The 17,676-nt window shown below is 71.0% G+C and carries 14 protein-coding genes and 2 riboswitches; of the genes, 4 read left to right on the top strand and 10 right to left on the bottom strand.

All coding sequences use genetic code 11. The annotated features are described in order from the left end of the window. Positions 1–116: 116 nt before the first annotated feature. The 3 genes from AB0N78_RS05145 to AB0N78_RS05135 form a co-directional block, all read right to left on the bottom strand. Positions 117–995, bottom strand: a complete 879-nt coding sequence (locus tag AB0N78_RS05145; protein ID WP_363386585.1) for a bifunctional methylenetetrahydrofolate dehydrogenase/methenyltetrahydrofolate cyclohydrolase — start codon at positions 993–995, stop codon at positions 117–119. 1 nt (position 996) lies between these two features. Then, a complete protein-coding gene (gene glyA, locus AB0N78_RS05140; protein WP_363386583.1) occupies positions 997–2,286 on the bottom strand; it encodes a serine hydroxymethyltransferase in 1,290 nt (429 codons plus the stop codon). Positions 2,287–2,348: 62 nt separating this feature from the next. Further along, a riboswitch (ZMP/ZTP riboswitch) is annotated at positions 2,349–2,435 on the bottom strand. Between the two features lie 16 nt (positions 2,436–2,451). After that, entirely contained in the window at positions 2,452–2,961 is a 510-nt protein-coding gene (locus tag AB0N78_RS05135) for a GNAT family N-acetyltransferase (RefSeq protein ID WP_363386581.1), read from the bottom strand. A 52-nt stretch (positions 2,962–3,013) separates the two neighbouring features. On the opposite strand from AB0N78_RS05135, the gene purU reads away from it, so the two are divergent. Beyond that, a complete protein-coding gene (purU, locus tag AB0N78_RS05130) occupies positions 3,014–3,931 on the top strand; it encodes a formyltetrahydrofolate deformylase (protein ID WP_363386579.1) in 918 nt (305 codons plus the stop codon). A 4-nt stretch (positions 3,932–3,935) separates the two neighbouring features. On the opposite strand, the gene AB0N78_RS05125 is transcribed toward purU, so the two are convergent. The 3 genes from AB0N78_RS05125 to AB0N78_RS05115 all read right to left on the bottom strand — a co-directional run bounded on the left by AB0N78_RS05125 (position 3,936) and on the right by AB0N78_RS05115 (position 7,318). After that, the gene (locus AB0N78_RS05125) at positions 3,936–4,703 is read right to left on the bottom strand and encodes an ATP-binding cassette domain-containing protein (protein WP_363386577.1); all 768 of its coding nucleotides are present in this window, start codon (positions 4,701–4,703) and stop codon (positions 3,936–3,938) included. A gap of 89 nt (positions 4,704–4,792) precedes the next feature. Next, positions 4,793–5,977 carry an ROK family transcriptional regulator gene (locus AB0N78_RS05120; RefSeq protein ID WP_363386575.1) on the bottom strand — a complete coding sequence of 395 codons (1,185 nt, stop codon included), beginning with the start codon at positions 5,975–5,977 and terminating at the stop codon, positions 4,793–4,795. 123 nt (positions 5,978–6,100) lie between these two features. After that, entirely contained in the window at positions 6,101–7,318 is a 1,218-nt protein-coding gene (locus AB0N78_RS05115; protein WP_363386573.1) for an NADP-dependent isocitrate dehydrogenase, read from the bottom strand. A gap of 168 nt (positions 7,319–7,486) precedes the next feature. Between AB0N78_RS05115 and AB0N78_RS05110 the strand changes: the two genes are divergently transcribed. Further along, on the top strand, positions 7,487–8,659 hold the full coding sequence (locus AB0N78_RS05110; protein ID WP_363386571.1) for an aquaporin: 1,173 nt from the start codon (positions 7,487–7,489) through the stop codon (positions 8,657–8,659). Positions 8,660–8,725: 66 nt separating this feature from the next. Here the strand turns inward: AB0N78_RS05110 and AB0N78_RS05105 are convergent, their stop codons facing one another. Beyond that, a complete protein-coding gene (locus AB0N78_RS05105) occupies positions 8,726–9,091 on the bottom strand; it encodes a DUF3017 domain-containing protein (RefSeq protein WP_363386569.1) in 366 nt (121 codons plus the stop codon). A 48-nt stretch (positions 9,092–9,139) separates the two neighbouring features. On the opposite strand from AB0N78_RS05105, the gene AB0N78_RS05100 reads away from it, so the two are divergent. Next, the gene (locus AB0N78_RS05100; RefSeq protein ID WP_363386567.1) at positions 9,140–10,360 is read left to right on the top strand and encodes an FAD-dependent oxidoreductase; all 1,221 of its coding nucleotides are present in this window, start codon (positions 9,140–9,142) and stop codon (positions 10,358–10,360) included. Here AB0N78_RS05100 and AB0N78_RS05095 read toward each other — a convergent pair. Continuing rightward, complete coding sequence (locus AB0N78_RS05095; protein WP_363386565.1) at positions 10,317–11,438, bottom strand: VanZ family protein; 1,122 nt, start codon at positions 11,436–11,438, stop codon at positions 10,317–10,319. The genes AB0N78_RS05100 and AB0N78_RS05095 overlap by 44 nt on opposite strands. Positions 11,439–11,632: 194 nt before the next feature. Between AB0N78_RS05095 and AB0N78_RS05090 the strand changes: the two genes are divergently transcribed. Then, positions 11,633–14,692: a hypothetical protein gene (locus AB0N78_RS05090; protein WP_363386563.1), complete on the top strand. Its 3,060-nt coding sequence runs from the start codon at positions 11,633–11,635 to the stop codon at positions 14,690–14,692. A gap of 81 nt (positions 14,693–14,773) precedes the next feature. On the opposite strand, the gene AB0N78_RS05085 is transcribed toward AB0N78_RS05090, so the two are convergent. After that, entirely contained in the window at positions 14,774–15,787 is a 1,014-nt protein-coding gene (locus tag AB0N78_RS05085; protein ID WP_363386561.1) for a hypothetical protein, read from the bottom strand. Positions 15,788–15,926: 139 nt separating this feature from the next. Next, on the bottom strand, positions 15,927–17,546 hold the full coding sequence (gene purH, locus AB0N78_RS05080; RefSeq protein ID WP_363386559.1) for a bifunctional phosphoribosylaminoimidazolecarboxamide formyltransferase/IMP cyclohydrolase: 1,620 nt from the start codon (positions 17,544–17,546) through the stop codon (positions 15,927–15,929). Positions 17,547–17,581: 35 nt separating this feature from the next. Then, positions 17,582–17,673, bottom strand: a riboswitch (ZMP/ZTP riboswitch). Positions 17,674–17,676 lie beyond the last annotated feature (3 nt).

Genomic DNA, 17,676 nt, shown 5'->3' with positions numbered 1-17,676 from the left:
CACCGAACTGGGCGCGGGAGCGCCGAACTCGACGGAGGCCCGGCCCGCTCGGCCACCCGATCTCGGACACGACGACGGCGCCCGACCCATACGAGGGTCGGGCGCCGTTGGTCGAATCAGGCGGAGCGCTCGGCGGACTCCACCACGTTGGCCAGCAGCATCGCGCGGGTCATCGGCCCGACCCCGCCCGGGTTCGGCGAGCGCCAGGACGCGATCTCCGCGACCTCGGGGGCCACATCCCCGGCGATCCGGCTCGTGCCGGTCTCCGGGTCGGTCACCCGGGACACGCCCACGTCGATCACCACCGCACCGGGCTTGACCAGATCCGCGGTGAGGATGCCGGGCACCCCGGCCGCGGCGACGATCACATCGGCGTTCCGGGTGTGCTCGGCCAGGTCGGCGGTGCCGGTATGCGTCAGCGTGACGGTGGCGTTCACCGCGCGCCGGGTGAGCAGCAGACCGATGGAGCGCCCGACGGTGGTGCCACGGCCGATCACCACCACATCCGCCCCGGCCAACTCGATCCCGTGCCGGGTGAGCAGCTCGATGATCCCGCGCGGAGTGCAGGGCAGCGGGGAGTCGATCTCCTCGTTGACCCGGAGCACCAGGCGGCCCAGGTTGGTCGGGTGCAGGCCGTCGGCGTCCTTGTCCGGGTCGATCAGCTCCAGCACCCGGTTGGTGTCGATACCGCGGGGCAACGGCAGCTGCACGATGAACCCGGTGCAGGCCGGGTCCTCGTTCAACCGCTGCACCGCGGCCTCGATCTGCTCCTGGGTGGCGTCGGCGGGCAGGTCCTCCCGGATCGACGCGATCCCCACCTCGGCGCAGTCGCGGTGCTTACCGGCAACGTAGGACACCGACCCCGGGTCCTCCCCCACTAGCAGGGTGCCCAGTCCGGGCCGGATACCGCGGGCGGCCAGGACGGTCACCCGCTCGGCCAGTTCGGATTTGATAGCGGCGGCGGTGGCCTTGCCGTCCAGGATCTGCGCGGTCATCTCAGTACTGCTTCAGACCGGGGTACAGGGGGAAGGCATCCGCGAGCTTCGTCACCCGGGCCCGCAGCGCCTCGACATCCGCGGACTGACCGGCGGTCAGCGCGGTGGCGATGATGTCCGCGACCTCGGTGAACTGGGCGTCGCCGAAGCCACGGGTGGCCAGCGCCGGGGTGCCGATCCGCAGACCGGAGGTGACGCGCGGCGGACGCGGATCGAAGGGCACCGCGTTCCGGTTCACGGTGATCCCGACCGCGTGCAGCAGGTCCTCGGCCTGCTGCCCGTCCAGGTCCGAGTGCCGCAGGTCGACCAGCACCAGGTGCACATCGGTGCCGCCGGTCAGCACAGAGACGCCCGCCTCGCGCACCGCCGGGGCGGTCAGACGCTCAGCGATGATCCGCGCGCCGTCCAGGGTCCGCTGCTGACGGTCCTTGAAGTCGTCGGACCCGGCGATCTTGAAGGACACCGCCTTGGCCGCGACCACGTGCATCAGCGGACCGCCCTGCTGGCCCGGGAACACCGCGGAGTCGATCTTCTTGGCGTACTCCTCCTTGCTCAGGATGAAGCCCGAGCGCGGACCGCCGATGGTCTTGTGCACGGTGGAGGACACCACATCGGCGTAGGGCACCGGCGACGGGTGCAGCCCGGCAGCGACCAACCCGGCGAAGTGCGCCATGTCCACCCAGAGCTTGGCACCGACCTCGTCCGCGATCTCCCGCATCGCCGCGAAGTCGAGGTGCCTCGGGTACGCCGACCAGCCACCGATGATCACCGCGGGACGGTGCGCCAGGGCGGCCTCGCGGATCGCCTCGGGCTCGATCAGGTGGGTGTCCGGGTTCACGCCGTAGGCGGCGACGTCGTAGAGCTTGCCGGAGAAGTTGATCTTCATCCCGTGGGTCAGGTGACCACCGTGGGACAGCTCCAGGCCGAGGATCCGGTCACCGGCATTGGCCAGCGCGTGCAGCACGGCGGCGTTCGCGGTGGCCCCGGAGTGCGGCTGGACGTTGGCGTGCTCGGCACCGAAGAGCGCCTTCGCGCGGGCGATGGCCAGGTTCTCGGCGATGTCGACCTGCTCGCAGCCACCGTAGTAGCGGCGGCCCGGGTAGCCCTCGGCGTACTTGTTGGTCAGCACCGACCCCTGCGCCTGCAACACCGCGCGCGGGACGAAGTTCTCGCTGGCGATCATCTCCAGCGTGGACTGCTGACGGTCCAGCTCACCGTCCAGGACGGCGGCGATCTCGGGGTCGACCTGCTCCAGGCCTTGATCCAGCAGGCGGGTGTTCTCGGCGCTCATGCCTCTCCTCGGCAGTCAGCGGGCGCGGTCGTGATGACCGCACCACGGCGGCTTGGGTCCGACCGACGGGCCCAGGCGTCCGACCCGAAGTCTCCTGCTGTGTCGCTCCCCGGTGGTGCCCCACCTGTGCGCCAGTTGCGACGCGGCACACACTAGCAAGCGTGGTCAGCTAGCGGCTGACTCGTCCGCTCCGTCGCCATCCCCCATGATCCGCCGCAGGTACGCGTAGGTCAGGTCCCCGACGGTCTGGTCGTGCTCGTGGGTGTAGCCGTGCTTCTCGTACAGCGCGAGGTTCTGCACCGAGTCACGCCCCGTGAACACCCAGACCTCCTCCACATCGGCCGGCATGTGCGGCAGGATCGCCAGCAGCAGCTGGGTGCCGATGCCGTGCCCCTGCTGGTCCGGTGCGACGGCGAACCGGCCGAGGGTGGCCTTCTTGCCCTCGAACACCACCCGGATCGAGCCGACCATCCGGTGCCCGGCCCACGCAGCGAGCGTGACGACGCCGTCCTTGGCCAGGTCGGCGCGCAGCTCGCTGAGGGTCTGGGTCAGCGGCGGGATGTTCGGGTCGTTGTACTGCTGGGCCTCAGTGACGAACGCGGCCCGGCGCAGCGTGAGCAGCTCGCCCGCCTCGGCGTCGTCGACGGGCCGGATGGTCACCTCGGTCTGGCTCATGCCCCCATCGTCGCAGGCCGTCCGGCGGCTCGACCACCCGGAAGTCCTGTGGATGGACAACCCTCTGCCCGGTGGTGGGCCCACGGGTACCCTCACCGACGTGTCGACCCCTGCCGCTCCCGCCACCGGCACCTCCTGGGTGCTCTCGCTGTCCTGCCCTGACCAGCCCGGCATCGTCGCCGCGGTCGCCGGTCTGCTGGCCGAGCACGGCGGGAACATCACCGAGTCCCAGCAGTTCGGCGACCCGCTGTCGGGGCTGTTCTTCATGCGGGTCGAGGTCGCCGCGGATGCGTCCCGGGCCGCACTGGAGTCGAGCCTGACCGCCCTGGCCGGACGGTTCGACATGACCTGGTCGCTGGATGTGGCCGGGCGGCCGATGCGCACCCTGCTGCTCGGGTCCACCGCCGCACACTGCGTGAACGATCTGGCGTTCCGGCAGCGCTCCGAGGGACTGCCGATCAACATCGTCGGACTGGTGTCCAACCACACCGCGCTGGCGGATCTCGCGGCGTTCTACGACATCGACTTCCACCACGTGCCGGTCACCCGGGAGACCAAACCGGCCGCCGAGGCCCGGCTGCTGGAGCTGGTCGAGGAGCTGGATGTCGAGCTGGTGGTGCTGGCCCGGTACATGCAGATCCTCTCCGACGACCTGTGCCGCACCCTGTCCGGCCGGGTGATCAACATCCACCACTCGTTCCTGCCGTCGTTCAAGGGTGCCCGGCCCTATGCGCAGGCGCACGAGCGCGGTGTGAAGCTGATCGGTGCCACCGCGCACTACGTGACCGGCGACCTGGACGAGGGGCCGATCATCGAGCAGGACGTCGAGCGGGTGGACCACTCCCGCGGGGTGAACGACCTGGTGGCGCTCGGTCAGGACGTGGAGCGCCGGGCGCTGGCCCGGGCCGTCCGCTGGCACGCCGAGCACCGTGTCCTGCTGGACGGGCACCGCACCATCGTCTTCCGGTAGCCGGTCAGAGGATGTGCGACCCGGGCCGGATCGCACGCCCGTCCGGCGTGATCCCGGTGATCGCCGCGATCAGGTCCTCATAAGAGGCGTGCTCGGCGTCGAAGTCGCCGTTCACCCGACCGAGCCGCAGCACCACGATCCGGTCCGCCACCGCCTGCACATCCACCATCGAGTGGCTGATCATCACCACACCGAGCCCGGACTCGCGCAGCCGCTCGACCATGTTCAGCACCTCGGCGGTCTGGGAGATGCCGAGCGACGCCAGCGGCTCGTCCAGCACCACCACCCGGGGCTGACCCACCAGGGCGCGCGCCACCGCCACCGCCTGACGTTGCCCGCCCGACAGAGAGCTCAACGGTGCCCGCACCGACGGCACCCGCGCGGCGAGCTGGTTCAGCGCCTCCCAGGCCCGCTTCTCCATCAGCCGCTCGTCCAGCAGCCCGCCCCGGCGCAGCTCCTGCCCGAGAAACAGGTTCTGCACCACATCGAGGTTCTCGACCAGCGCCGGGTCCTGGAACACCGCCGCGACCCCGACATCACGGGCCTGCCGGGTGTCGGCCAGCGCGACCCGCTGCCCGGCGACCTCAATCCATCCGCTGTGCGGGGTGAGCGCACCGGACATCACCCGGGCGAGTGTCGACTTGCCCGCACCGATGTCCCCGACCACCGCCACCACCTCGTGCGGGTGGACGTCCAGGTCGACATCGACCAATGCGCGCACGGCACCGTACTGATAGGACACCCCACGCACCGACAGGGCCGGTGTGCTCATCCGTGCGGGCACCTGTCCACCTCCGCTGCGTCCTTGCTGCGTGTCGCGGGAGTCCGTCCTGCCCTGAGTGGACCCCGCACCGTGGGTGGTCATCCTGCCACCACCAACGAGCCCGGCACGCCTGCATGGTCCATCGCCAGCGCGAGCGCTCCCCGCACCTCGGCCTGGGTGCCGAGCGTGGTGGCCACCACCTCCACCGGCCCCACCGTGCTCGGCAGCGTGCGCTGAGTGAGCACCGCCCGGAACGTATCCAGCAGAATCGGCCCCGCCTCGGCCAGCCGCCCGCCGACCACCACCAGCTCCGGGTCCAACAGATTGCAGGTGTCCGCCGCCGCCACCGCCAGCAGTCGGCCCGCGTCGGAAATCACCCGCCGACAGCCCGGATCACCCTCCTGCGCCCGCGCGATCACATCCGGCAGCGTCAGGTGCCCGTGACTGGCCTCCAACATCCGCAGCAGGGCGGGCGCACCGATCACCGCGTCCAGGCAGCCCCGGTTCCCGCAGCGGCAGATTGGGCCATTCTCATCCACCGTGATGTGGCCGAACTCCCCGGCCGCCCCCGCTCGACCGTGCACCAGTCGCCCGTCGACGATCAGCCCGGCCCCGACTCCGTGCGACACCTTGAGGTAAACCACATGCCGGCGCCCGGTGGCCGCGCCCTGGCGCAGTTCGGCCAACGCGCCCAGGTTCGCGTCATTGTCCACATGCACCGGTGCACCGAGTCGCCGCTCCAACACCTCGGTGACCGAGACCCCGTCCCAACCACGCAACACCCCGGCGGAGACGATCCGCCCGGTGTGCGGGTCCACTGGCGCGGGCACACCCACCCCGATGGCCATCAGCTCGGACAACCCGGTGTCCAACGATTCGACCAGTTCGGCGACCAACAGCGCCGCCCGTTCCAGCCCGGCGTCCGCGCGATGCTCGGGCGGCAACGGCATCCGCTGCTCGGCAAGGATCTGCTGTCCGGCGTCGGCGATGGCCACCCGCAGTGACCGCGACCCGAAGTGCACCCCCGCGACCAGCCCAAGGTTGCGCGCCAGGGTGACCTGCTGCGCGCGACGACCACTGCGGATGCTAGACGAGGTGTTCAACACTCCGGCGGTGGTGAGCTCCTTGACGATGTTCGACACCGTGGCCGGTGACAGGCCGGTGATACCGGCCAGCTCGACCTGCGTGAGGGAGCCACGCTGCTGGACGGCGCTGACGATCCGGGCACGGTTGGCTTCACGGAGCGAAGACTGCGATCCCGGGGTCACCCGATCAGTGCCCACCCCAGGAGGATAGCGCCGGGAGGTCACGGCTCCGAACCGGGGAGGGTTGGATTCAGAGTGTGACGCCAACGGCCCCGCCCCGGTGATCCGGGACGGGGCCGTCGCGCATGACTGACCGGGTGGTCAGCCCAGTCGGGCCGCCAGGTTCTCGTCCAGCGCCGCGAGGAAGTCCTCGGTGGTGAGCCAGGCCTGGTCCGGGCCGACCAGCAGCGCGAGGTCCTTGGTCATCTTGCCGGACTCGACGGTCTTGACCACCACGTCCTCGAGGGTCTCCGCGAAGGTGATCACCTCCGGGGTGTTGTCGAGCTTGCCGCGGTGCTTGAGGCCACCGGTCCAGGCGAAGATCGACGCGATCGGGTTGGTCGAGGTCGGCTTGCCCTGCTGGTGCTGGCGGTAGTGCCGGGTCACGGTGCCGTGCGCGGCCTCCGCCTCGACGGTCTTGCCGTCCGGGGTCATCAGCACCGACGTCATCAGGCCGAGCGAGCCGAAGCCCTGCGCCACGGTGTCGGACTGCACGTCACCGTCGTAGTTCTTGCAGGCCCAGACATAGCCGCCCTCCCACTTCATCGCGGAGGCCACCATGTCATCGATCAGGCGGTGCTCGTAGGTCAGGCCCTTCTCGGCGAACTCAGCCGCGAACTCGGTGTCGAACACCTCCTGGAAGATGTCCTTGAACGCGCCGTCGTAGGCCTTGAGGATCGTGTTCTTGGTGGACAGGTACACCGGGTAGTTGCGCTGCAGACCGTAAGCGAAGGACGCCCGGGCGAAGTCGCGAATCGACTCGTTGAAGTTGTACATGCCCATCGCCACCCCGCCCGCCTCCGGGTAGGTGACGACCTCCTGGTGGATCGGCTCGGAGCCGTCCGCCGGGGTGTAGGTCAGCGTGAGGGTGCCGGCACCGGGCACCTTGAAGTTGGTCGCCTTGTACTGGTCGCCGTGGGCGTGTCGGCCGATGATGATCGGCTTGTTCCAGCCCGGCACCAGCCGCGGGATGTTGCTGATGATGATCGGCTCACGGAAGACCACGCCGCCGAGGATGTTGCGGATCGTCCCGTTCGGGGAGACCCACATCTTCTTCAGCCCGAACTCCTCCACCCGGGCCTCGTCCGGGGTGATGGTCGCGCACTTGACGCCGACGCCGTGCTCCTTGATCGCATGCGCCGCGTCGATCGTCACCTGATCGTCGGTGGCGTCGCGGTTCTGGATCGACAGGTCGTAGTACCGCAGGTCGATGTCCAGATACGGGTGGATCAGGCGGTCCTTGATGAACTGCCAGATGATCCGTGTCATCTCGTCGCCGTCGAGCTCGACGACCGGTCCCTGCACCTTGATCTTGGCCATGCGCGCCAGATTACTTGACGTCGAGATACTTCGGGCGGTGACAGTGCGGACACTGCTGTCGGCGAGCTACCAGGCGATGCACAGGGGACGCTGGCATGCTGAGGGGTCGGATCGACGCTGGTCGTCGGTCCGCACTGTTTCACTCGACTGACGAACGACGGGATCACCATGTCGCAGGACAAGCCCGGCACCCCCGACGTGCCGGAGAACGGGCCGGAGCAGCCGGAGGACACCACCCCGGTCGCCCCCGAGGAGTCCGGTGCCCCGCAGACCGACGCCCCCTCCGCGCCCGGCGCGGATGACACCGCTGACACCGAGGACGCCGCACAGGACACGGTGACGGACGTTCCCGCCACGACGTCCCCGGCCCCGGGCCTCGTCGCACCTGAGGTTCCCTCGGCGGCGACCCCCGCTCCAACGACCCAGTCCGGCGAGATGCCGACCGGCGTCGGTGCGACGGACAGCTACGCCCTGAGTGGCGGCCCCGACCTGGCGGCGTACCCGGTGCTCGCCCAGACGCGACGCTCCGAGGGGGCCTCGCTGGGTGCCCGCCTGGGTGCCGAGGCCTTCGGCACGTTCGTGCTGGTGCTCGCCGGTCTGGGCACCGCGCTGTACGCGCAGTACACCGGTGCCGCCACCCTGGGAGTCGCACTGGCCTTCGGTCTGGCCGCTGGTGCCACACACCTGGCCATCGCCCGAGTGTCCGGCGGGCACCTGAATCCGGCGATCACGCTGGGGTCGGCGCTGGCCGGACGCACCCGCTTCGCTCACCTGCTGCCCTACTGGGTCGCGCAGCTGATCGGTGGTGCGTTGGCCGCCGCGGTGCTCTACCTGCCGGTGTCGACCTTCCCGGCCCTGGAGACCATCGAGCGGCAGTTCTTCGGTTCCACCGCCAACGGCTTCGGTGCGCACTCGCCGCTGGCCGTGGCCACTGGCAGCGCCGAGGGCTTCAGCATGCTCGCCGCCCTGCTGGTGGAGGTCGTGGTCTCCGCGATCCTGGTCGGCGTGTTCCTGGCGATCACCGGCCGCACCGGCTCCGACCGCACGGGCGTGCAGCGGTCCGCCGCAGGCTACGGCGCTGCGCTGGCCGTGGCGGTGCTGATCGCCGCCCCGATCACCAACGCGGGTCTGAACCCGGCGCGCAGCGTCGCCGCGGCGATCTTCGCCGAGAGCTGGGCCTGGGGCCAGATCTGGGTGTTCGCGGTCGGCCCGCTGGTCGGGGCCATGCTGGCGGCACTGCTCTACCGCGGCTTCAGCGGTGGGGATGACGAGGAGCTGGACGACGAGCTTGCCGATGACGTGCTCATCGAGGAGGAGACCGTGGTGGTCGAGGGCCGCTGAGCCCGCATCACGCTCACCGGGGGCGGTCCTGCTACGGCGGGGCCGCCCCCGTCCGTCTCCGGAGCGTCAGGGCAGGATCTGTGCCAGCGCCGCAATGGTGATGGCCAGGAACACCAGGGTCAGCACATCCACGGATCGGCGGCGCACCACCAGCACGGCCGGGCCCGGTCCACGGACCACACCGCGCACCACTGCACAGATCACCAGCATCACGGCGAACAGGCTCGCGCCGAGTCGCGGCCCCCACACCAGGGACGCGGCCACGCAGGCGAGCACCGCGCCGCCGACGATCCAGAGCGAGGCATTGCGCCCGGCATCGAGTGACGCGCGGGCGATCTGCCGCGGGTCGAGGGGCTGGCCGTCCGGGCCGAAGCGCGCGTCCGGGTCCTCCAGCGGATCGGCCGCGGACTGACCGGGGGTGGTCGGGGTCACGGGGGCGCTCCCTTCGGTTCGGGCCGCGGTCGAGACTACCGTGACCGGGTGAGCGCAGCCGACGGCATTCCCCTGTCCCGCGTCCTGGTCGTCGGTGCCGGATTGGCCGGTGCGCGCACCGTGATCGAGCTCCGCCGCCAGGGGTACACGGGGTGGGTCGGGCTGATCGGCGCGGAGTCGATCCCGCCCTATGACCGCCCGCCGCTGTCCAAGCACCTGCTGGACCGACCTGCACCGGCGTGGCTCGCCGACGAGCTGGCCACGGACGCCCTGGACCTCGCCGATCAGGTGCTGCTCGGCACTGCTGCCACCGGCCTGGAGCTCACCGCCGATCAGGTCCGGGTCAGCACCGACGCCGCCGGGGAGCTGACCGCCGACGCGGTGGTGCTGGCCACTGGTTCGACCCCGATGAACCCGTGGCCGACGGCTCGGGTGCTGCACACCGCTGACGACGCCGCCGCACTGCGCGCCGACCTAGCACCCGGTCGCCGCCTGGCGATCATCGGGGCCGGGTGGATCGGGGCGGAGATCGCCGGGGTGGCGGCCGCTGCCGGGGTCGAGGTGACCGTGTTGGAGGCGCTGGCCGGACCGTTGCCGGTGCTCGGTGCCGTGGGGGACCTGACCCGTCGCTGGTGGGAGTCGGCGGGGGTCGACCTGCGCACCGGTGTGCGGGTGTCCAGCGTGGATGACCGGGGCGTGTGGTTGGCGGACGGCGCGCATGTCCCGGCGGATCTGGTGGTGGCCGCCGTCGGTGCGCGACCGGCGAGCGACTGGCTGACTGGGGCGCTGACCCGCGATCCGGACGGGTCGATCCGGGTGGACGCGCAGCTGCAGCCGCTGAACGGGTCGCCCCGGGTGCGGGTGGTCGGGGATCTGGCCCGACGACGTTCCGCGCGGCACGGGTGGGTCTCCGGTGGACACTGGGATGCGGCGCTGCGTGGACCGGCGGTGGCGGTGGCTGGATTGCTCGGTGCTCCGGTGCCCGAGGACCCGGCGCCCTATGTGTTCTCCACCCAGTTCGGACACGAGTTGGCGCTGTACGGCGAGCCGGGCCGCACCGATGACGTGCTGCTGCGGGAGGCCGACGACGGGTGGACCGCGCTGTGGTTCGCCCCTGGCACCGAGCGACTGTCCGCGGTCTTCACCGTCGACCGACCCCGGGATGTGGCCGCCGCCCGGCGTCTGTTCGCCGCCGAGCAGGTGCCCGCACTCGACCGCGCCCTGGTCACCGATCCGTCGACGCCGCTGCGCGCGGCACTGCGGGGCTGACCGCCCGGGCGTCGACCAGCTCGGCCCCGGTGAGCGCGCAGGACGGGCCCCGACGTCCGCGGGTGAACGGCACCGCCAGCGCGGTGATCAGCACGAAGGCCGCGAGCGCCGGACCTGCCCCGTGAATCAGCGTGAGGACGCCCCACCCGCCCGCGCCGCACAGGCCACGGATGATCCGCCGCGGCAGGTTCCCACGCGCCAGCCCCTCTCCGGTCGACCACCGAGGCTCCAACCACATCGCGCGCTGCCCGAGTGAGGCACCGGAGCCGATCAGCAGCGGCAGCCAGAGCACCAGGGCGACCGGCAGGAGGCCGGTGAGCACCTCTGGGGCCGAGGCGGTGCGGTCACCCAGGGCGTAGCCGACCAGGGTCCACCCGATGCCCAACCCGGCACCGAGCACCGAGACCGCCACCACGTCGACCAGCATCCCCAGCCAGCGGCGCAGCGCGGTCACCGGTCGCGCCCGCCCCCGGTCCTGCACCAGTTCGGCCGGTCGTGGCATCCAGCGCAGCACCAGCGGGGCGACCAGCGCGCCGAGCAGACCGCCCAGGGTATTGGTGAGCAGGTCGTCGACGTCTCCCAGCCGGTAGGAGCAGCCGATCAGCCCGAAGATGCCCGTGAATTGCGTGACCTCGATCAGCAGCGAGGCGAGTGCCGCGGTGACGGTCGAGCGGAGCACGCCCCAGCCGGCGAACCCGCGGGCGAAGATCCCCCACGGCAGGAACAGCAGCACGTTGAAGACCACCTGCAACACCGCCACGCTGGTCAGGGTGCTGCGCAGACCCAGCCCCGCGGTGTCCCGGCGGATATCGGCGATGAACTGCAACGGGTGCAGCTGCACCCCGCCCACCCCGTGCTCAGCGCACCACTGCGCGAGGTCGCCAGAGGGCAGCGGCAGCAGGGTGTACGCGATCAGCGCCACCCCGTACACCGCGAGCGCGGCAGTCCCGAGCAGTCGTCGTGCACTGAGTCGTCCGTAGCGCCGGCTCTGCCACACCACTGCGGGCAGGAACAGCCCGGCGAACACCAGCAGCCCTCCGAACACGCCGACCCAGGCCGGCCAGGTCCACCTGTCCATGTCCGGAACGCTACGGCCGCCGTGGTCGAGGCGCGTCCGGCGTGGGTCGCGCGTGCTGTTCCACCGCAGGTCGGACGATCCGAGCGGTTCTGCGACCCCGGTCGGATCGAGTCTGATCGGTTGGTCGACCCGGCGAGCACGTCAGGCCTAGCGTGCGCAGGGCCACGACCCGGCAGCGGCGCCGGGCAGCCGCCGTGGCCGACCCCGGAGACCATCCGATGACGTTCCTGCGCGTACTCGCCACCGCCCTGTGCCTGATGCTGGGGCTCGGCGCTCTCCCCGACACCGCCCATGCCGACGACGGACCCGACCTGATCGTGAACGGCGGGTTCGAGTCCTTCGACGGTGCCCTGCCCGACTCCTGGTCGAAGTGGGCCCCGGCCGGTACCGGCTCGATCAGCCGGATCGACGGGGTCAGCGGTGACGCGGCCCTGGCTTTGACCACCGACACCCCGACCAGCCGCCTGGCCCTCACCCAGGATGTGACCCTGTCGGAGGGCGGCGGGCTCTACCGCCTGACCTACCAGGTCTGGCGCAGCGGCATGGCCGGTTCCGGCCAGTCCGGTGTCCGGGTCAACTACCTGGACGGCGACGGGGCGGGCGGGGCGGTGTTCGTCGGCCTGCCGCAGAACACCGACGGCTGGGTCACCGAGGAGCGCCTGCTCCAGATCCCGTCGAACACCACCAAGATCCGAGTGCACCTGTTCAACGACGTGGTCCAGGGCACCCTGCGGCTGGACGACGTCAGCCTGGTCCGCCCGGAGAACCAGAGCGGACTGATCGGCACCCTGTCCGCCGCCGGCGACATCGCACTGAGCTGGTCCACCGAGGTCACCGGCATCGACCACTACGACATCCTGCGCGGCACCGAGTCCGCTCCTGACCAGGTGGTCCGCAGTGTGCCGGGCACTGTGCTGCGTGCCACCGACCACTCCTGGTCCCCGGGTGTCGCCTACACCTACCAGGTCGTCGGTTATGACGCCGCGGGCACCGAGCTGATGCGCACCACCGAGGCCACGGTCACCGCCACGGCGGCCGACCCGACCACCACCGCCTCGATCGCCCTGTCCGAGCGGCACCTGACCTGGCGCGCGGCCGCCAACGCCGCGACCCCGCTCCGGGTGCTCGGAGCCGATGGCAGCGTGCTGGTCGACGGGCTCGACGTCGTCGGTTCCCACGACCTGAGCGTGGACGCCACCTCCGTCACGCTGGTGGACGCCACCGGTGCCACGCTGGCCACCGCCACCCGCGCCTCACTCGCCCACCCCCGACTCGGGCTGGATGCGCAGACCCTGGAGACCACTCGGCGGATCATCACCGAGGGCGGCACCCCGCAGCAGGCCTGGGAGACCATCCTGACCCGGGTCGAGGACGGTCTGGACGCCTTCACCTCCACACCCGACCGCTACGCCCGGGAGGCTGCGTTCGTCTACCAGGTCACCGGTGAGACTCGGTACGCCGACCTGGCGTATGACGCGATGCTGGTCGCGATCGACGCCACTCCGATCAGCGGGGACAAGGAGCTGGAGGTCGCCAACCCGGTGTCCAGCATCGCCTTGACCTACGACTGGGCCTGGTCTGCCTGGACCGAGCAGCAGCGCCAGACCGCGCTGGATTACTTCGCGCTGACCGCCGATCACATGCAGTTCGGCGACTCCCCCAACCTGGTGCTGCCGGATAAGGCCAGCAACTGGGTCGGTGTGGTGCGCGGTGCCGAGTTGGCCCAGCACCTGGTGGCCCGCGGTGACGGCGACTACGGCTGGCAGGACGCCCGCCTCACCCAGCTGATCGACGAGTTGGACCGGCACCTGCGCGCGTCCACCACCGACCTGGGCTGGTTCCAGGAGGGTCTGGACTACCTGGACTACACCGCGATGATCTCCACCCCTGGCATCCAAGGGTCCTTCGACCAGGGCATCGACGCGCTCCGGGACGCCTGGTTCACACCGGCGACCACCGACCTGATCCTGCACTCGATCGCCGACACCACCGCACCTGCACGTTTGCAGTGGGGTGTGGCCGACTCGGCCGGGTCGATCAGCTTCCCGCTCTACCTGGACCGGGTGCCCGCCGAGGACCTGGCGACCTACCTGGACCTGTACGAGCGGGTGCAGGGTCACCGCTCCGACGGCCCCTGGTACTCGCCGGGCTATGTCACCACGCTGTTCACCGAGTGGCCGCAGACCACCACCCCGGTGGCCCAGGCCGCCAGCGCTGACACCGGCGACGCGGCCCTGCCGGCACTGCTGGACACCGAGGCGGGTGCCGGAACGTTCCGCGACCGGGTGCAGGACGCCGATGACGTGCTGCTCACCATGAACAGCCGCAACCACCAGCACCTGGGCTGGTCCGGCTACGACTCCTTCGGGCTGTCGCTGATCGGGATGGACACCGTCTGGGCCAAGCAGCCCGGCAAGAGCCAGACCACCGCCTCCCTGTACTCCCGGGTGCTGATCGATGAGCAGGCCACCCAGGCGACCGGGCACGGCGTCAGCACCGGTGCACGGGAGTACACCGGTCAGGGCGGCGGGTACTGGGCCTTCGACGCGGCCGGGAACGTCGGCGTGGACACCGCCACCCGGGAGAGCATCGTCGACTTCAGCGGCACACCGACCGTCGTGTTGTCCGACCGGTTCGCCGATGACGCGGCCCACGACTACGTCTGGCAGCTGGTGCCGCAGAGCGGGGTCACCGCCGAGCTCGCGCAGGAGACCGGGGAGTTCACGCTGCGGAACGGAGACGCCTGGCTGCACGGTGTGCTGCTGGATGCCGAGGACGCGACGATGACCTTCGACCAGGGTGTGTTCCGGATCGCCCGGGCCGGGGTGAGCGATGCCGGGTTCGACCTGGTGCTGACCCTGGGCCGGGGCGAGGTGGCGACAACCACAGTGGACGGGCGCACCGCGACCGTGGGCACGGCGACCTACGACTTCACTGCGCTCTCGGACTACGAGCCGGTGGTGGAGGTCGACCCGGGCGACGGCGGACAGGAGCCTGGCGGCGAACCGGGCACCGACCCGGGCACTGGCCCCGGCACTGGTCCGGGTACCGACCCCGGCACTGGTCCGGGCACCGACGCCGGCACCGACCCGTCCGGATCGGGGACCAACGGCACGGTCACCACGATCACAGCCGGTGACTCGACGCGGCTGGCTCGGACCGGATCTGAGGTGGCAACGCTCGCACTGGCTGCGGCCGGGCTGCTCGTGCTCGGAGCGGCGCTGCTCACGGCACGTCGACGCACGCAGAGCTGACCCCGGTACTACACGCACTGGGCCCCGACCGAGCTCGTCTCGGTCGGGGCCCAGTGCCATACCCGGTGAACGCCGGCGCTGCTACTGCGCGGTCGGCGCGTCCGTCGGCTCGGCGGTGGGCTCCTCGGTCGGCGCAGCGGTCGCCTCGGCCTCAGCCTGCGCCGCCAACTGCTCACTCACCTCGGTGATGAAGGCGACCAGCGCGTCGTTGTCATCCAGCGCCCCGGTGTACTCCTCCCCCGCGACCAGCAGCACCGGCGACGGCCCGGTCGCCCCCACACTGTCGGCAGCGCGCTGCGTGGCGTCCTGCGCCCAGGGGAAGAAGTCGTGCCCGGTGAGGCAGTCGGTCACCGTGGTGTCGGTGATGCCGGTGCCCTGCACCAGGGACACCAACTCGTCGTCGGTCAGACCGGCGGCGTCCAACTCGGGCTGCTGGGTGAGGAGCGCCTCGTGCACGCTCAGCACGTTGTCCGGCAGGGTGTCGGCCACGCAGGCGAGTGTGTTGGCCGCGCGCAACGAGTAGTCACCGGTGGTGTCGATCGTCGCGGCCGTGGTCGGCTCCGCGGTCTGGCTCGCGGTAGGCGACGGGGTCGGAGCCGCGACCGCACTGCCGTCCAGCACGGCCAGCGGGTGAATCTCCAGCGTCGCCAGGCCCTGGGTCACCCAGGAGTCGAGCGCCTCGCCGTTCGCTGCCCAGAAGGCGGCCGCCTCCGGGGACTGGTAATCCAGGTAGAGCGTCAGGTCCACCACACCGGAGGTGCGGTCCACCACCGTCGGGGTCGGGTCATCACCCGGATCGAGGGCCGTGGTGCGGGCCGCCGTCACCGCGCTGCCGTCGCCGCTGAGCACCACACCGTCGCTGAGCATGTTCTGCGGTCCGATGTGACTCGCTCGGGCAGAAGCCTGCACGGCCAGCACCGTCACCGCCCCGGCAGCCACCACGGTCAGGCCCGCGGCGCTCCAGCCGAGCCGACGGTTGCGCCGACGCCGCGCCGCCTCTCGCTCCCGCTCGATCCGCGCCATCTCCCGCGCGAGTGCCCGGCGATCCTTCTTGGGCAGCTTCTTCAGGTCAGACCGTCGGGGGGTGGTGCTCACGCTGTGCTCCTGTGTCGACTCTGGCGCCGGTTCGGTGCCGATGCTGGTCAGGCATCCTGCCAGCGCGCTGGGCCGAAGCTGGGCGCTGACTGTGAGATGCCCGCCGGAATGAGTATCCGGCGGGCATCCACCAGGGGTCTCAGTGCGCGAAGTGGCGGGTGCCGGTCAGGTAGAGCGTGACCCCGGCCGCCTGCGCCGCCGCGATGACCTCCTCGTCCCGCACCGAGCCGCCCGGCTGGACCACCGCGCGTACCCCGGCGTCGAGCAGTACCTGCAGCCCGTCCGCGAACGGGAAGAACGCGTCGGAGGCCGCCACCGCACCCCGAGCCCGCTCGACGTCACCCGTGTTCGCCCGGTCCACGGCCAACCGGCAGGAGTCGACCCGGTTCACCTGCCCCATCCCCACACCCACCGACGCGCCGTCCGCGGCCAGCAGGATCGCGTTGGACTTCACCGCGCGCACCGCCCGCCACGCGAACCGCAGATCCGCCAACGTCGCCTCATCCGCCGTGGGGCCTGCCGCCAGGGTCCAGGTCGAGGAGTCGTCACCCGGCGCATCGATCCGGTCGACCTCCTGCAGGAGCGTGCCCCCGCTGACCCGACGCAGCTCGATCCCCGCACCCGGGACACCGTCCACCACCAGCAGCCGGATGTTCTTCTTCCGGCTCAGGATCTCCACCGCCTCGGGATCGAAGCCCGGAGCCACGACCACCTCGGTGAACACCGGCGCGATCTGCTCGGCCATCGCCACCGTCACCACCTGGTTCGCCGCGATCACCCCGCCGTACGCCGACACCGGGTCACAGGCATGCGCCTTGGCATGCGCGTCGGCGATGTCCGTCCCCACCGCGATCCCGCACGGGTTGGCGTGCTTGATGATCGCGACCGTCGGCCCGTCGTGGTCGTGCGCGGCCCGCCAGGCAGCATCGGCGTCGACGTAGTTGTTGTAACTCATCGCCTTGCCGTGCAACTGAGTCGCCGTGGCCACGCCGTCCGCCCCCGGGGTGGTGTACACCGCCGCGCGCTGATGCGGGTTCTCCCCGTAACGCAACACATCCGAGCGCTCCCAGGTCACCCCGACGAACGCCGGGAAGCCGGTGCCGTCATCGGTCGGTGCCGCCACCGAACCCATCCAGCTGGCCACCGCGACGTCATAGGCCGCCGTGTGCGCGAAGGCCTGCGCCGCCAACCGCCCCCGCTCGCCCAAGGTGAAGCCACCGGCCTGCACCGCCTCGATCACCCGGTCATAGCCGGAGGGGTCGACCACCACCGCCACACTCGGGTGGTTCTTGGCCGCGGCGCGCACCATCGACGGTCCACCGATGTCGATCTGCTCCACGCACTCGTCCGGTGTCGCCCCGGAGGCCACTGTCTGGGTGAACGGGTAGAGGTTCACCACCACCAGCTCGAAGGGGGCCACCCCCAACTCGTCCAGCTGCGCCACATGCTCAGGCCGGCGGGTGTCCGCCAGGATGCCCGCGTGCACCCGCGGATGCAGGGTCTTGACCCGCCCGTCCAGACACTCCGGGAACCCGGTCAGTTCCTCCACCCGCGTCACCGGCACCCCGGCCGCAGCGATGGTGGATGCGGTCGACCCGGTGGACACCAGCTCCACCCCCGCCGCATGCAAGGCCGTGGCCAGCTCGGTCAAGCCAGACTTGTCGTACACAGACAGCAGCGCCCGGCGGATCGGGCGGCGGGTCTCGGTCGCCTCGCGGTCGGTCACGACGGGCAGTGCGGGCAGGTCAGCGTGGGACATGGTCTCCTCCGGGACGGCGTGCGATGTGCAGCTTCCCCGTGAGCCCAGGCGATCGACGCGACGGTGGAGGTGACTCCGGCCGCTCCCCGGTGGTTGGTTCCACCCTTCGCCAGTCGCGACCGTGGACGAG

The sequence above is a fragment of the Cellulomonas sp. NPDC089187 genome, from assembly GCF_040685135.1.
Classification (GTDB): domain Bacteria; phylum Actinomycetota; class Actinomycetes; order Actinomycetales; family Cellulomonadaceae; genus Cellulomonas.
This window is presented reverse-complemented; position numbering and strand designations above follow the sequence as displayed.

Coding starts and splice junctions, on each gene's coding strand:
- purH (WP_363386559.1), bottom strand. CDS start 17,546: ATGTCCCACGCTGACCTGCCCGCACTGCCCGTCGTGACCGACCGCGAG.
- AB0N78_RS05125 (WP_363386577.1), bottom strand. CDS start 4,703: ATGAGCACACCGGCCCTGTCGGTGCGTGGGGTGTCCTATCAGTACGGT.
- AB0N78_RS05115 (WP_363386573.1), bottom strand. CDS start 7,318: ATGGCCAAGATCAAGGTGCAGGGACCGGTCGTCGAGCTCGACGGCGAC.
- AB0N78_RS05145 (WP_363386585.1), bottom strand. CDS start 995: ATGACCGCGCAGATCCTGGACGGCAAGGCCACCGCCGCCGCTATCAAA.
- AB0N78_RS05095 (WP_363386565.1), bottom strand. CDS start 11,438: ATGGACAGGTGGACCTGGCCGGCCTGGGTCGGCGTGTTCGGAGGGCTG.
- AB0N78_RS05110 (WP_363386571.1), top strand. CDS start 7,487: ATGTCGCAGGACAAGCCCGGCACCCCCGACGTGCCGGAGAACGGGCCG.
- glyA (WP_363386583.1), bottom strand. CDS start 2,286: ATGAGCGCCGAGAACACCCGCCTGCTGGATCAAGGCCTGGAGCAGGTC.
- purU (WP_363386579.1), top strand. CDS start 3,014: ATGGACAACCCTCTGCCCGGTGGTGGGCCCACGGGTACCCTCACCGAC.
- AB0N78_RS05135 (WP_363386581.1), bottom strand. CDS start 2,961: ATGAGCCAGACCGAGGTGACCATCCGGCCCGTCGACGACGCCGAGGCG.